This window comes from uncultured Slackia sp., from assembly GCF_959608125.1.
Taxonomy (GTDB): domain Bacteria; phylum Actinomycetota; class Coriobacteriia; order Coriobacteriales; family Eggerthellaceae; genus Slackia.
The window spans coordinates 30,287-44,660 of sequence record NZ_CAUHPG010000005.1; the positions used below are offsets into that span (position 1 = coordinate 30,287).

A 14,374-nucleotide genomic window follows, 5' to 3' on the forward strand; every position below is an offset into this window, starting at 1 on the left:
CACGGAAACCTCCCGTAAGCAACAGACCCCGCGCACGCAAGCTGTGCCATACTGAGTCGGCATGCATGCAAGCCGCGGCATCGAGCCGCCGAAGGAGGAACCATGCCTATCGACGATAAAGAGCGCGTGCGCAAAGACATCCGAAAAGCGCTTTCCTACAAAGCGCAAGTCTCTGCAAAGAGCAGCAAGGCGCACGGTAAAGAACTTCGTACGACGACGCCGCGCGAATGCCACGGAGCCTGGCAGGTCGAAGACGAGCGAGAAGGCGCCGTGGCGATCCTGCGCGAACAAGACGAAACGCGCGTCCAAGAGCTCGTTCCCATACGACGGGAACGCATGGCAGCGTCTCCGTTCGCGTTTTTCAGGGGTTCGGCGGCGATCATGGCGGCCGACCTGTCCCGCACTCCGTCCACCGGCATCAGGGTCCAGGCGTGCGGCGACGCCCATGTGGCCAATTTCGGGCTGTTCCACTCCCCCGAACGCCGCCTCGTCTTCGACATCAACGACTTCGACGAAACCGCCCAGGCTCCGTGGGAATGGGACGTGAAGCGCCTGGCCGCCAGCGTCGAAATCTGCGGACGCGAACGCGGCTTTTCCGAAAAGGAGCGCAAAGCGGCGACGCTCGAAGCCGTGAAATGCTACCGGGAAGCCATGCGCGATTTCGCGCGCATGGGATCGATGGACGTATGGTACGCCCACATGGACGCCGAAAACCTCTATGAGCGCATGGCGCGTGCCGCGACCAAGCGCGAACGCCGCGAAACAGAGGAACTCTTCGACAAAGCGCGTTCGAAGAACAGCGCCCGCGCCGTGTCGAAGCTGACCGAAGTCATCGACGGAGAACTGCGCATCGTGAACGACCCGCCGCTGATCGTGCCGCTACGCGAGCTGGTCAGCCAACGCACGGGCCTCGACATCCCCGATCCCGACATGCGCGAGCGCGAGCGCATCATCGCGATGCTGCTTTCCCGCTATCGCAAAAACCTCCCCGACGACAGGCGTCTGCTGGTCGAGCAATATCGCGGCGTCGATATCGCACGCAAGGTGATCGGCGTGGGAAGCGTCGGGCTGCAGGCCTGGATCGTAGTCATGGAAGGCGCCACGCCCGACGACCACTTGGTGCTGCAAATCAAAGAGGCGCGCGAATCGGTACTCGAACGCTATGCGGGCAAAGATGCCAACGAAAGTGCCGGCCTGCGCATCGTACGAGGCCAGAAGGCCATGCAAACGGCCAGCGACGTCCTGCTCGGATGGAGCGACATGCGATCCGACAAAACGAATCGCAGCTTCTACGTGCGCCAGCTCTGGGACGGAAAGGCATCCGTCGATCTGGAAGACATCGATGCCGATTCGCTGCAAGCGCTCGCAGGCGCTTGCGGATGGACGCTCGCGCATGCGCATGCACGCACGGGCAATCGCTTCGCAATCGCAGGCTATCTCGGCAAAAGCGACATATTCGACCGTGCGACCGCCGCATTCGCGCAAGCTTACGCGGACCAGAACGAGGCCGATTACCGTATGTTCCTGAAAGCGCTTTCGCTGTAGCGAACGCACTTGACCGCCTGGGCGCGGATTCCGTCAAACGACGGCCGCGCTCGGGCGGCATTTCGTTTCGGGGCCGTGCAGCCAACACCGCGATTCTGCATTGCCCCGAAACGAAAAAAGACCCGCCGAAGCGGGTCTTAGCGCAATCGAATGCGTGGTTGCTATTCGGCCTCGAGGGGACGAACGTGAACCATACGACGAGCACCCTTGGTGAACTCGACGGTGCCTTCGCACAGAGCGAACAGCGTGTCGTCCTTGCCGCGACCGACGTTCTGGCCGGGATGGAAGTGGGTGCCACGCTGGCGAACGATGATGTTGCCGGTGATGACATGCTCGCCGCCATAACGCTTCACGCCGAGGCGCTGCGCGCGGGAGTCACGACCATTACGGGTAGAACCAAGACCTTTTTTATGTGCCATTTTCTATACCTGCCTTCTGTTCTCTTCGGCCCGTTATTCGCCGATGCTCTCAATCTGGATGCGAGTGAGGTTCTGACGATGACCGCGAAGCTTCTTGTAGTTCTTGCGCTTCTTGAACTTGAAGACGAGCTTCTTCTTGTCCTTGTACTGGTCAAGAACGGTAGCGACGACCTTGGCCTTGGTATCGAGGTCGACCTTGCTGCCGTCGACAACGCAGATGGCCTCGAGCTCGACCTTCTCGCCGACCTCGGCGTCGAGCTTCTCGACGGAGAGGTATTCGCCCGGAGTGACCTTATACTGCTTACCACCGGTTTTCACGATTGCGTACATGTAATTCTCCTTGAATGTGTTAAAACGCAGGGCGATATTGTACATCGCGCCATGCACACTCGTCAATACATTTGGGGGGCTAAGTCCCAATATTTAGAGGAAAACACGCCATCAGAGGCAAGCGAAGACTTTACCATACCAAGGGCCGTTCGCCTAGTCGTGATTTCGTCATTTTCACAATGGTTTCGCTTAGCGGCCTTTGAGCCCCACCTGCCTCTACTCGGCCCCCGCGCGTGAAAGGCGCCGCAAGGCGCCCTTCCCCTGCGCCGCATTCGGGACCGCAGGCCTCTAATGCGCCTGCGCCCAGTTCGCGCCGCTTTGCACGTCCACCACGAGCGGCACCTTCAGCTCGACGACGCCGCCCATCACCTCTTCCACCATGGCGGAAAGCGCCTCGAGCTCCTCGCGCGGCACGCTGAAATCCAACTCGTCGTGCACCTGCAGCATGAGCTTGCTCTCGAAGCCGTCGGCGGCCAGGCGGCGCGCCACCTCGTTCATGGCGAGCTTGATGATGTCCGCCGCGCTGCCTTGCATGGGATGGTTCATGGCCGTGCGCTCGCCGAAGCCGCGCTGCACGGCGTTGCCCGCACGCAGCTCGGGTATATGGCGCTTGCGGCCGAACATCGTGACGGCGTAGCCGGTCTCTTTCGCCTCGGCCACCGTCTCGTCGAGATACTCGCGCACGCGCGGATGCACCTCGAAATAACGGTCGATCATCTCCTGGGCTTCTTTGAAGCCGATGCCAAGCGAGCTTGCCAGGCCGAACGCCTGCTGGCCGTACACGATGCCGAAGTTGACCGCCTTCGCGCGGCTACGCAGTTCGGGCGTCACCTCGCCGACGGGAATGCCGAACACGCGCGCCGCCGTCGCCGCATGGAAGTCGGCGCCGCCGCAAAACGAATCGATCAGGCTCTCGTCGCCCGACAGATGGGCGAGCAGGCGCAACTCGATCTGCGAGTAGTCGGCCGACACGAAGACGTCGTCCGCGCGCAAAGGCACGAAGCACTCGCGGATGCGGCGGCCGAACTCGGTGCGCACGGGGATGTTCTGCAAGTTCGGCTCGCTCGAGGACAGACGGCCCGTGGTGGTGACCGTCTGATTGAAGCTCGTGTGAACGCGGCCGTCGCCCGCGCACATGCGCGGAAGCGCGTCGATGTAGGTCGACTGCATCTTCGCCAACTCTCGATAGCGCAGCACCTTGCTCGCAATAGGATGCTTGCCCTCGAGACCCTTGAGCGTTTTGGCATCGGTGGAAAAGCCGCGCTGGGTCTTCTTGCCCGCAGGCAGCCCGAGCACTTCGAAGAGGATATGGCCGAGCTGCTTGGGCGAATCGACGTTGAACTCCTCGCCCGCCAGGTCGACGATTTCCTGCCTCAGCGCATCGATTTCCCCTTTCGTCACGCTGCCCATTTCGGCAAGCGTGACGCTATCGAGCGCGGCGCCGACGCGCTCCATGCCCGCGAGCGTCGCGACGAGCGGCGCGTCGATATCGGCGTAGCATGCAAGGCTTCCGTCCTTGTCCAGCGCCTCGCGCAGGGCCTCGCTCAACATGCGCGCGACCGATGCGTGGGCGGCTGCGGCCGCCTCGGCCGAAGAGGCTTCGGGCAGCGTCGCTCCGAGATAGGCGTCGCACAGCGTCTCGTATTCATAGCGGCTCATATTGGAATTGAGCAGATACGCCGCAAGCCCGATATCGAAATAACGGGAATCCGCCACGTCGGAAAGCTCGACGGCCGCGGGAATCGACCCGTCGGCAGGATAGACCTCCTGCAGGGCTCGCTTCACATCGAGGGCGCAAAACGCCCCGTCGCGCACGATGCGCGCGAACGCCTCGCGCGCCGCATCGCCCTCGAAGGACATGACGCGCTCGCCCGTCCCGACGAAGAGCGCAGAGGTCGGCTCGAAAAGGCTTTCCTGCGCGGGCCTGTAGAATTCCACGCCCACCATGACGCCTTCCGCGATTGCGGCGTCGAGGACCTCTTCGGCCTCGGCGCCCGTCAGGACGGGCTCGTTCGGCAGCTCGAGCTTCGCCGGGGCCGTAAGCGACGCATCGGCGCCCGCCAGCGCGAGCACCTTGGAAAGATGGGCGTTGAAGCGCAGCGTATGGAACGCCTCGACGACCTTCTCCTCCTCGAACGCCGGAAACGCCGCCGCCTCGAGGTCGATGTCGATATCGAGATCGCGCGCGATCGTGGCGACGCGGCGGCTCGTGAACGCCGCCTCTTTGTTTTCGACGAGGTTCTGGAGCTGCTTGCCCTTGAGCTTGTCGAGGTTCTCGTAAATGCCGTCGATGCTGCCGAAGTTTTGCAGCAGCTTGGCCGCGCCCTTGTCGCCGATGCCCGGAACGCCCGGGATGTTGTCGGACGAATCGCCCTTCAGGCCTAGAAAATCGGGGAACTGGGCGGGCGTGACGCCGTAGCGCTCCTCGACCTCGGCCGGGCCGTACACGGCCACGTCGCTGATGCCCTTCTTCGTGGTGACCACGCGCGTCAGATCGCTTACCAGCTGGTAGGCGTCCTTATCGCCCGTCACGAGCAGCGTCTCGTAGCCGAGCGCCTCGTCCATGGCGGCGATGCTGCCGAGCACGTCGTCGCCCTCCCAGCCCTTGATACGCACCACGGGCACGTTCATCGACTCGAGCAGGCTCTCGATCACGGGGAATTGCGCGCGCAGCGCATCGTCCATAGGCGGACGGGTCGCCTTATACTGCTCGAGCGCCTCCATGCGAAACGCGGGCCTGCCGGCATCGAACGCGCAGACCACCGCGTCGGGCATCGTGGTTTCGTAGAGCTTCAAGAACATGGACATGAAGCCGAACACGGCGTTGGTGGGCGTGCCGTCCGGGGCGTTCATCGTGGGAGGCACCGCATGGTAGGCGCGATGCATAAGCGAATTACCGTCGATGACGGCTATTTTTTTCGGCGAATTTGGCATAATGCTCCTTTTACCTTCTTACGCCCTCGCCGGCGCAGGCATGAGACGCCTCGCGCAGGCCCGTTTATCAAGGACGGTTTCATGGTCGAAATCCAAGCCGGCCCGATCGCCGTCGCATGCGCGATCGCGGCCCTCTGTTTCCTTTCGTACGCCATCATACGGCGCAAACATCTGGCCGACCGCTTCGGCCGCGTGCTTTCCCATGCGAAACCCATAGTCGCCGCAGCGTGCGTCCCCGCAGGGTTCCTCCTGATGGAGATGCCATACAACCCCCTGACGTTTTCGATGGAGGCCTCGTTCGTCGCGACCGGGCTCGGCGTGACGGCCGCGCTGTTCGCCATCGCGTTCTTCCTCGGACAGCGCTCGAAGGCGGCGATGGCGGCGTTTCTGTGCGCCTGCTTCGCCGCGGGAACGGCGAACTATTTCGTGGCGTCGTTCAAGGGCCAACCGATCCTGCCTTCCGACGTCATGGCGCTGCAGACGGCCGCATCCGTAAGCGGAGGCTACACCTACGCGCTCGGCGAAAGCGTGCTGGGCTCTTTCGCCCTCCTGGCCGTTTTCTGCGGAATCATCGCGATGCTTCCCGCCTCGAAACCGACGAAACGCTCGCTCGCGGTCAATACGAGCGCAGGCGCCGCGATCCTGGTCGCGTTTTCCATGTGGTTCTCCGCAGCCGATATCGAGAAAGACTACGGATGCACCGTCGATGTGTGGAGCAGCCTCGATTCCTATCAGCAGCACGGATCGCTTCTGTGCTTTCTGCAGCGCAGCCAACTGATCGCGCCGCGCCCGCCCGAGGACTATTCGCCGCAGGAAGCCGCCGCGATCAGAGCAGAGAAGGCCGCCATAGCAATGGCCGCCGAAGCGGTCGAAGACTCCCCCGCCACGGCGCCCGACGTGCGCCCCGCCGTCGTGGCGATCATGAACGAAACGTTTTCCGACTTGTCGCGCTACCCCAACGTGGCGCAAACCTACGCGGGAACCGTCGCGTTCGACAGGATCGACGCGCTCGTGAAGGGCGACTGCTACGTATCCGCCATGGGCGGCGGCACGTGCAACAGCGAGTTCGAGTTCCTCACGGGATCGACCATGGGCATGCTCGGCGCGGGCGTCTATCCCTATATGCTCTATGACTTGCGCGGCGCCGACAATCTGGCGCGCTACCTTTCCTCTATAGGCTACAAGACAAGCGCGATTCATCCCGCCCCGAAGGAGAACTGGCGTCGAGACCGCGTTTACCGCCAGCTCGGATTCGACGAGTTCTACGACGAGGACAGCTTCCCCGACGCCGAAATGTTTCGCGGCATGGTCAGCGACGCCTCGACCTATGATCTGATTTTGGACCTGCTGCGCCAAGATGACGAGCCGCGCTTCATCTTCGATGTGACCATCGCGAGCCACGGCGGCTATGACACGGGCAGCATCCCCGCGCAAGACATGGTGCGCGCGCCCCTCGACGGCGTCGAGTACGACGACGTGAACGAATATCTGAGCTGCATCGAGCGTTCCCAGGTCGAACTGGTGGAGTTCCTCGACGAGCTGCGCGAACTCGAGCGCCCCGTCATCGTGTGCTTTTTCGGCGACCATCAGCCGGGCTTCGTGGAATGGCTTGCAGGCGAAGCCTACGGCGACGGCTCGCAAGCCGAATCCGAAGACGGAGCGGGCGCCGAAACAGGCGTCGAAGCACCTACCGGCATCGACCTCGTGCAGGAGCGCTACGTCACACCCTACATGATATGGACGAACGACACAGAGCTGCGCAAGGTCTCCGAAGAGCCGCAGGTGGCCGACACGAGTCTGAACTACCTCGGCGCCATTCTTCTGCGCGCCGCAGGCCTGCCCCTCGACGAGTACTTCGCCTTCACTCTCGCCATGCGCGACGACATCCCCGCCATCAATCTGAACGGCTATCAAGACGCGCAAGGCGAATGGCATTGGCACGGCGATGCGGCGGAGGGCTCCGACGCCTATCGCCAGCTCTCCATGGTCGAACATGCGAATCTCTTCGAGAAAGAATAAGCCGCCCGAAACGTCCGTCCGCAGCAACTCGAAACAGAGCGGGCGGGCGTTTTGCAACCCTTCGTCCAGACCGCAAAAAAGGCTGGAAGCGGCAATGCTTCCAGCCTTCGATATTCCATGGTGGGCCCGCCCGGATTCGAACCGAGAACCAAAGGATTATGAGTCCCCTGCTCCACCGTTGAGCTACAGGCCCGCTTGCTTCATCCGCGACGAAGCGTTCGGTTATTGTACCGCAAACAAAGCGAATCGCAATAAAACGTATCCATTTTCCGCCAGCATGCGAAATACGCCGCCTTAGTCCTCCAGATAGTCCTTCAGCTTGGAAGAACGGCTGGGATGACGCAGCTTTGCGAGCGTCTTGCTTTCGATCTGACGGATACGCTCGCGAGTGACGCCGAATTCGCGACCCACTTCTTCGAGGGTATGCGGATGGCCGTCTTCGAGCCCGAAGCGCAAGCTGATGACCTTGCGCTCGCGCTCCGCCAGGCCGTCGAGCACTTTACCCAGCTGCTCTTGCAGCATGGAGAAGCTCGCCGCGTCGGGCGGCACGATAGCGGCATCGTCCTCGATGAAGTCGCCCAGCTGGCTGTCTTCCTCTTCGCCGATCGGCGTCTCGAGGGAAACGGGCTCCTGGCTGATCTTCTGGATTTCGCGGACGCGCTCGGCGGTCAGGCCCATCTTCTCGCCGATTTCCTCCGGCGAAGGGTCGCGACCGAGCTCCTGAAGCAGCTGACGCTGGATACGCACGAGCTTGTTGATCGTCTCGACCATGTGCACGGGAATACGGATGGTACGGGCCTGGTCGGCGATAGCGCGCGTGATAGCCTGACGAATCCACCACGTGGCATACGTGGAGAACTTGAAGCCCTTGGTGTAATCGAACTTCTCGACGGCGCGGATGAGACCGAGGTTGCCTTCCTGAATGAGGTCGAGGAACAGCATGCCGCGGCCGACGTAACGCTTCGCAATCGATACGACGAGACGCAGGTTCGCTTCGATAAGCTGCTGCTTCGCATCGATGCCCACCTGCTCGACGCGCGTCAGACGACGGCGCTCGCGGCGCTCGAGCTCGATGCCCTCCTCTTCGGCCTTCTCGAGCTCGGCGGTGGCGGCGACGCCGGCCTCGATCTTCATGGCGAGGTCGATTTCCTCGGCGGCCGTCAGCAGGGGAACCTTGCCGATTTCTTTAAGGTACATGCGCACGGGGTCGCCCGTGAGCATGGTGACGGAGGTGTCGGCCGAACGGCGGCGCACCTTCGAAGCGCGGGTGGATACCTTGGGCAGGTTGACTTCGGCGTCTTCGGCGGCCTTGAGCTCTTCCTCGGGAATGCCCTCGAGCAGGTCCTCGTCGTCAGACAGCGAAGAGTCTATCTTCTCGTCTTCGAGAGCCATGTCGCCGGCAAGAGCGGCATCCTCTCCTTTTGCCTTGCTTTTCTTGGGATCTTCAGTTGTTTTCGCTTTGGCAGCAGACACAGATGCTATCCTTTCGCCGCAGAAAATGGGCACAATGGCCCTAAAGATACAGTTTACAATTGTACCAAGAATTCACCAGCCTGGTCAATGCAACTTGACCAGGCCTTTCTTGTCATCGTCGTTTTTTCTTAATCGTGCGACCCGAGCGGGCGATGCGCGCTTCGCAAAGCCACCAGCTCCCGCTGGAGCATGACCACGTCCTGGTAGGCCTGCTCGTATTCTTCGGGCGCCATGTCCTCGGGATGCTTCAGCTGCGCGTTGACGGCCGCGATCGAATCCTCCATATCGCGAATCGCCAGTTCGTCGGCGAGAAACCGAGCGAGCTGCTCAGGTTCGATGTCGTCGTAGAGCGAGGCCGCGGTCAGCGTCGAAGCGGCCCCTTCCACCATCGCGGACACGCCGCGTACCACCTCCCCGGGCGAACTCGCTTCGGGATGCTCGGCCAGATAGGCTATCAGCGCCTGGGCTACGCAGCGATGGGCGTCACGATGCCAAATCGTCTGCACGAGCGCATCGGCGTAAGCAAGCCCCACGTCGGCGTGGCGCGCGCACAAGGCCAGGAATTCGCGCTCGATTCGCAAACGTTCCCGCTCGCGAGGCGGCAGCGACACGGCAGGCTGCGCAAGCGGCGCCAAAGCCGCCTCGGCCGGCGCCTGGTCGTACGTCCGCGGCGCCGTGACGCCCGCGAGCTTTTCGGTCACCATGCCGATGTCGTAATGCAGCCTGTCGGCGATATAGCCCGCGTATTCTTGCGCGAGAACCGAATGTTTGATGGGCGCGAGCAGAGAGAGGCCGTCAGCCAAAGCCCTGCTTTTCTGGCCGAAATCGGACAGGTCGTACTTCGAAAACGCGCGATCGATCGCATAACGCAGAAGCGGCTGCGCGCGCGATATCAGCTCCTCGAGGGCTTCGGCGCCGCGCTGCTGCACGAAATCGGCCGGATCGAGGTCGTCGGGCAGCGTGACGGCGCACAGGTCGATTTTCGAGCGCCCCGCCTCGGGCAGCATGCTCTCGTCGACGAAGCGCGCCGCGCGATCGGCCGCACGCTGACCGGCTTCGTCGCCGTCGAACAGATACACGATGCGTCGCTTCGCATGGCGCGAGATGGTACGGATATGCTGGACGGTCAGCGCCGTCCCCAACGTCGCCACCGCGTTTTTCACACCGGCTTCGTGCATCACGATCACGTCGGTATAGCCTTCGACGATAATCGCGACGCCGGTGCTCGCCATGGCGGCTTTCGCCTTGTCGAGGCCGAATAGCACCTGCGACTTATGGAACACGGGCGTTTCCTGCGAATTCAGATATTTCGGCTCGCCCTTGCCCACGACGCGCCCGCCGAACGCGATCGTATCGCCTTCGACGTCGCGGATCGGGAACATGATGCGGTCGAAGAAGCGGTCGCGCAGGCCGCGTCCCTGCTTCGAAGGCATGGCGACGTTTGCCTCTACCATGTCATCGGCCGAAAAGCCCATCGATTTCAGATGACGCACGAGCGCCTGATTACCGGGCGCGTATCCTAGATTCCAATCCTTCGGAACGCGGCCGCCCAGATCGCGCGACGACAGATACGCGCGCGCGGCGTCTGCCTCGGGACCGCGCAGCCTCATGAGCTGAAGATGATAGAACGCCGCAGTCGCTTCGCAAACCTCTTTGAGACGCGCCTTGCGACCGCGCGCGGCAGCGACCCCCGGCTCCTCGGTCAGCTGGATGCCCGCGCGGCGGGCGAGTTCGCGCACCGCATCGATGAATCCCAGGTCGTCGAGCTTCATGACGAAGCTGAACACGTCGCCGCCCTCGCCGCAGCCGAAGCAATGCCACAGCTGCGTGGTGGGATCGACCTTGAACGACGGAGACTTCTCGCTATGGAAAGGGCAGCATCCCCAGAAATCGCGGCCGCGCTGCCTAAGCACCACGCGCTCGCCTGCGATCGCCACCAAGTCGCTCGCCTCGCGTACACGCCTTATGTCGTCATCCGACACGGCTGCCATCTAGTTTCGCCCCCTGCGACGGAGCGCCAACGAAACCGCGCCGACCACGACGAGCGCCGCCACGGTCGCACCGCGGCCGAACGTGAGGGGCTGATAGCCTACGGCCATGATCGCGACCGCGAACGCCGCGAGCGCGAATGCGACGCCCGCGATCCACACGTAGTATTCAGACTTCATACCGTCCCCGCTTTCCGACGACGTCGCCTACGGCGCTTCGGCCCTGCGACGGCTTCTTGCTTTCTACAAATTCGCGCGAACCCACGCGATATTGGCCTGCACCTCCGCGATCAAATCATCGACGGAATCGAATTTGATCATCGGGCGCAGGTAATGCACCGGCTCGACCGTCACGGTCTCGCCGTAGATCGACCCCGAGAAATCGAGGATATGCACCTCGCTCGTCGCCACGGCCTCGGCGAAAGTGGGAGCCACTCCCATGCTCATCGCCGCCTTATAGCGCATGCCTCCGACCGTCGCCCATGCGGCGTAAACGCCCTCTCCAAGCGTCTGCATCATAGGAGGAAGCTCGATATTGGCCGTGCAGAACCCCATGCCGGAACCCTCGCCTCGACCTGCGGTCACCACGCCGTCGAACGAATACGGATGGCCGAGCAAATCGACTGCATCCTCGCAACGTCCTTCGGCGAGAAGGAGCCTGATGCGCGTCGCCGTGATCGGCTTGTCGAACGCGCTTTTCAAATCGTGCGCGAAAACGCGCACGCCGCGGACATCGGCCCATTCCTGCAGATCGCTCACCTGCCCTGCGGCCTTCGCTCCGAAATGGAAATCGCAGCCGACATGCAAAGCCGCCGGGAAGGACTCGCCGAACGTCGCGGACAAGAAATCGAGCGGAGCCTGCGCGGCGAATGCGGGCGTGAACGGCAGCACCGCCACCATATCGACGCCCGTCCGAGCCAACGCTTCGATGCGACGCTCGTTCGTCATGAGCTTCTTAAGGCGGTCGGCATGGAAACGCTCGTCGGGATCGATGTCGAATGTCAGGGCGACCGAACGGCCTCCGAATTCGGCCGCGGTACGTTTCGCTTCGTCGATCAGGAAACGATGCCCGCGATGGACTCCATCGAACACCCCGAACGCGCACGATGTCCCGGAAAGCAGTTCGTGATCGAACGCTTCGTCGACGCTACAGACCTTTACCACGAATCACTCCTTGAGAAAAAACGCAGCAGGGACGCAGATGGCCCTGCTTTGGACGTGCGGTATAGAGGGCGAGAAGCTCGTTGCCCGCCACCAAGCTCACCGTTTCGCCGTCTTCGAGCCCGACCGCGCTGCGCTTCGCCGCGCGCATCGGGCCGCAATCGGACTCGTCGAAACGGCACGGCGCTTCGAAAAGCTCGAGCGACGGAATGGGCAGAAACGCTCCGTTACGCACGGCCGCCGCCTGCTCGTCGCTAAGAAACGCCATGCGATAGCCCAGTAAGAACACGGGATCGATAGCGGCGTCGAGCCCACGGCCTTCAAGCGCCTCGATCGAAAGGCAGTCTTGCACATCGAGTGCGCCCGCCTTCAGGCGGCGAAGCGCCTGCACGTGCGCCGCCGTGCCCAAAGAGGCGCCCACGTCGCGCGCGACCGAGCGGATATAGGTGCCCTTCGACACCGACAGGCGCACATCCCAATACAGGACCTCGGCGTCGTGATCGCGCTCCAAGTCGAGCAGCTCGGCGGCATAGATTTCGATATCGCGCGGTTCGAGTTTGATGACCTTGCCCGCACGAGCCGCGTCGCACGCCTTCACGCCGCCGCGCTTGATAGCCGAATACGCCGGAGGAAGCTGCTTGTGGCATCCGACCAGCGCCGCCACGCGCGCCCTGGCGAAATCGGGATCGCATACCTCGACCGGCACCTCGCATACGCGAATCGGCTCGCCTTCCGCATCGTCGGTGTCCGTAGCCACGCCGAAAGCGATGCGCACATCGTAAGTCTTATCGTGGTTCGTCATGTACGCGTCGAGCCTGGCGGCCGGGCCGATGCAGATACACAGCGCGCCCGTAGCCAGAGGATCGAGCGTGCCCGTATGTCCGACGCGGCGTTCGCCGAATATCCTGCGGCAGGCGTTCACCACGTCATGCGAGCTCATGCCGCTCGGCTTGTCGACGCCGACGATGCATGAGATGCCGCTCTGTCCCCGCTTCATCGCAGCCCCGCCTTGTCGACGAGCCCGTCGAGATGCGCCGGCAGTACCGCAACCGCCTCATCGAGGGAGCCTTCGAACGTGAAGCCCGCCGCCGCGCGATGGCCGCCGCCGCCGATCGCGCGCGCAAGTTCGGAAACGTCGATTTCCTCGCCCTTCGCACGCAGACTGCCGCGCACGCCGTCAGACTGCTCGCGCAGCATGCACGCAACGCGCACGCCTGCAAGAGAGCGCACGATGTCGACCAGAGGCTCGGCATCGGCCTTCACCGCGCCGAGTCGATCGAAGTCGCTTTTGCGTAGATAGGAAAACGCCCACAGGCCGTCTTCGGCCACCGTGACGTTTTCAAGCATGGCCTTTTCGAGCATGAGCGATGCGAAGCTGCGGCTCTGGTACACCTCGCTCGACACGAGCGCGGGATCGGCGCCCGCCTCGACCATCTCGCAGGCCGCGCGCAAGGCGGCAGGCGTAGTGTTCTGGTACTGGAAACGGCCGGTATCGGTCATCAAGGCGGTGTAGCAGCACATCGCCGACGCAGCGGGAATGCTGTCCCCCGCGAGCAGCTTCACGAGCTCCCATGCGATCATGCCGCATGCGGGCGCGTCGGGATCGACATAATTGCATTCCGACATCGACACATCGGCTGCGTGGTGGTCCACGGTGAATCGCATCCGGGCGCGGCTCTGGATATCGGCCGCGGCGCCCAGGCGTGCGACGGTAGGAACGTCGCACGCCACGAACGTCGCCGCTTGGCCGTCGAAGTCGCACGCCGCGACCATGCCGTCCACGCCGGGCAGGAAACGAAGGCCCAGATCGACCGAATCGCGCTCGACCAGCAAGCAGGTCGCGCGCTTCCCGATTGCATGCAGGGCATGCATGAGCGCGAGCTGAGAGCCCAGGCAGTCGCCGTCGGGGTTCACGTGCCCGCACAGCACGAAATCGTCGCAGCCCTTCATGCGTTCGGCCATCACCTCGAGCGTGATATTGGTCTGAGGAGTCACCGCCATGGCGTTATTCCTCCTCTGCGTCCTCTTCGAATCGGCTCTTCTCGGCCGATTCGGCATTGCGCGCCGCGTCGCGGGCCAACGCGTCGGTGATCTTTTCGGCCTCGTCGACCGAGGGGTCGAGTATGAAGCGCAGCTCGGGAGTGACGCGCCAGGACAGGCCCTTGCCCATCAGGCTGCGGATACGGCCCGCCGCTGCGGCGAAGCCCGCGGCGGCATCCTCGTAGCGGTCAGGCTCCGTGGTGTAGAACACATTGCACACGCTGCGGTCGAAGCTCACTTCGCAACCGGTGATCGTCACAAGACGCAGGCGGGGGTCGGACACCTCGAATAGCAGAATGCTCGCGAGAATCTCGCGAGCCTGTTCGTTGACTTTGCGATTCGCATTGGATTGTTTCATAACGAATCCTCCTTCCAGAAGGGTTCATGCATAAACCGTCGGCAGGATGCGTCACGTCGAAAACCCGACACGGGAAACTCGACGTGACGACTCTCGCCGACAGGATG

The 14,374-nt window shown here is 62.9% G+C and carries 12 protein-coding genes and 1 tRNA gene; 2 read left to right on the top strand and 11 right to left on the bottom strand.

The features are described 5' to 3' along the window. Window positions 1-102: 102 nt before the first annotated feature. Entirely contained in the window at window positions 103-1,545 is a 1,443-nt protein-coding gene (locus Q6E04_RS02645; RefSeq protein WP_303249259.1) for a DUF2252 domain-containing protein, read from the top strand. A 161-nt stretch (window positions 1,546-1,706) separates the two neighbouring features. Here the strand turns inward: Q6E04_RS02645 and rpmA are convergent, their stop codons facing one another. The 3 genes from rpmA to polA all read right to left on the bottom strand — a co-directional run bounded on the left by rpmA (window position 1,707) and on the right by polA (window position 5,228). Further along, window positions 1,707-1,964: a 50S ribosomal protein L27 gene (rpmA, locus tag Q6E04_RS02650; RefSeq protein WP_123197171.1), complete on the bottom strand. Its 258-nt coding sequence runs from the start codon at window positions 1,962-1,964 to the stop codon at window positions 1,707-1,709. A 33-nt stretch (window positions 1,965-1,997) separates the two neighbouring features. After that, window positions 1,998-2,294, bottom strand: coding sequence for a 50S ribosomal protein L21 (gene rplU / locus Q6E04_RS02655; protein ID WP_303249260.1), 297 nt, complete (start codon window positions 2,292-2,294; stop codon window positions 1,998-2,000). Window positions 2,295-2,582: 288 nt separating this feature from the next. Continuing rightward, window positions 2,583-5,228 carry a DNA polymerase I gene (gene polA / locus Q6E04_RS02660; RefSeq protein WP_303249261.1) on the bottom strand — a complete coding sequence of 882 codons (2,646 nt, stop codon included), beginning with the start codon at window positions 5,226-5,228 and terminating at the stop codon, window positions 2,583-2,585. 81 nt (window positions 5,229-5,309) lie between these two features. Between polA and Q6E04_RS02665 the strand changes: the two genes are divergently transcribed. Then, window positions 5,310-7,247, top strand: coding sequence for an LTA synthase family protein (locus Q6E04_RS02665; RefSeq protein WP_303249262.1), 1,938 nt, complete (start codon window positions 5,310-5,312; stop codon window positions 7,245-7,247). Between the two features lie 118 nt (window positions 7,248-7,365). On the opposite strand, the gene Q6E04_RS02670 is transcribed toward Q6E04_RS02665, so the two are convergent. The 8 genes from Q6E04_RS02670 to rbfA form a co-directional block, all read right to left on the bottom strand. Next, window positions 7,366-7,440 (bottom strand) — tRNA-Ile (locus tag Q6E04_RS02670). A 101-nt stretch (window positions 7,441-7,541) separates the two neighbouring features. Further along, window positions 7,542-8,720 carry an RNA polymerase sigma factor RpoD gene (rpoD, locus tag Q6E04_RS02675; protein WP_303249263.1) on the bottom strand — a complete coding sequence of 393 codons (1,179 nt, stop codon included), beginning with the start codon at window positions 8,718-8,720 and terminating at the stop codon, window positions 7,542-7,544. 128 nt (window positions 8,721-8,848) lie between these two features. After that, window positions 8,849-10,711, bottom strand: coding sequence for a DNA primase (gene dnaG, locus Q6E04_RS02680; protein WP_303249264.1), 1,863 nt, complete (start codon window positions 10,709-10,711; stop codon window positions 8,849-8,851). Continuing rightward, window positions 10,712-10,888, bottom strand: a complete 177-nt coding sequence (locus Q6E04_RS02685; RefSeq protein WP_303249265.1) for a preprotein translocase subunit SecE — start codon at window positions 10,886-10,888, stop codon at window positions 10,712-10,714. It abuts the gene before it with no gap. Window positions 10,889-10,951: 63 nt separating this feature from the next. Further along, complete coding sequence (ribF, locus tag Q6E04_RS02690; protein ID WP_303249266.1) at window positions 10,952-11,872, bottom strand: riboflavin biosynthesis protein RibF; 921 nt, start codon at window positions 11,870-11,872, stop codon at window positions 10,952-10,954. Then, window positions 11,856-12,866, bottom strand: a complete 1,011-nt coding sequence (gene truB / locus Q6E04_RS02695; protein WP_303249267.1) for a tRNA pseudouridine(55) synthase TruB — start codon at window positions 12,864-12,866, stop codon at window positions 11,856-11,858. The genes ribF and truB overlap by 17 nt, the downstream gene beginning before the upstream one ends. After that, window positions 12,863-13,870, bottom strand: a complete 1,008-nt coding sequence (locus Q6E04_RS02700) for a bifunctional oligoribonuclease/PAP phosphatase NrnA (protein ID WP_303249268.1) — start codon at window positions 13,868-13,870, stop codon at window positions 12,863-12,865. Before Q6E04_RS02700 ends, truB begins: the two co-directional genes overlap by 4 nt. A gap of 4 nt (window positions 13,871-13,874) precedes the next feature. Further along, on the bottom strand, window positions 13,875-14,267 hold the full coding sequence (rbfA, locus tag Q6E04_RS02705; RefSeq protein WP_303249269.1) for a 30S ribosome-binding factor RbfA: 393 nt from the start codon (window positions 14,265-14,267) through the stop codon (window positions 13,875-13,877). Window positions 14,268-14,374: the final 107 nt, after the last annotated feature.

Coding starts and splice junctions, on each gene's coding strand:
- rpmA (WP_123197171.1), bottom strand. CDS start 1,964: ATGGCACATAAAAAAGGTCTTGGTTCTACCCGTAATGGTCGTGACTCC.
- dnaG (WP_303249264.1), bottom strand. CDS start 10,711: ATGGCAGCCGTGTCGGATGACGACATAAGGCGTGTACGCGAGGCGAGC.
- Q6E04_RS02665 (WP_303249262.1), top strand. CDS start 5,310: ATGGTCGAAATCCAAGCCGGCCCGATCGCCGTCGCATGCGCGATCGCG.
- Q6E04_RS02645 (WP_303249259.1), top strand. CDS start 103: ATGCCTATCGACGATAAAGAGCGCGTGCGCAAAGACATCCGAAAAGCG.
- rplU (WP_303249260.1), bottom strand. CDS start 2,294: ATGTACGCAATCGTGAAAACCGGTGGTAAGCAGTATAAGGTCACTCCG.
- Q6E04_RS02685 (WP_303249265.1), bottom strand. CDS start 10,888: ATGAAGTCTGAATACTACGTGTGGATCGCGGGCGTCGCATTCGCGCTC.
- rbfA (WP_303249269.1), bottom strand. CDS start 14,267: ATGAAACAATCCAATGCGAATCGCAAAGTCAACGAACAGGCTCGCGAG.
- polA (WP_303249261.1), bottom strand. CDS start 5,228: ATGCCAAATTCGCCGAAAAAAATAGCCGTCATCGACGGTAATTCGCTT.
- truB (WP_303249267.1), bottom strand. CDS start 12,866: ATGAAGCGGGGACAGAGCGGCATCTCATGCATCGTCGGCGTCGACAAG.
- Q6E04_RS02700 (WP_303249268.1), bottom strand. CDS start 13,870: ATGGCGGTGACTCCTCAGACCAATATCACGCTCGAGGTGATGGCCGAA.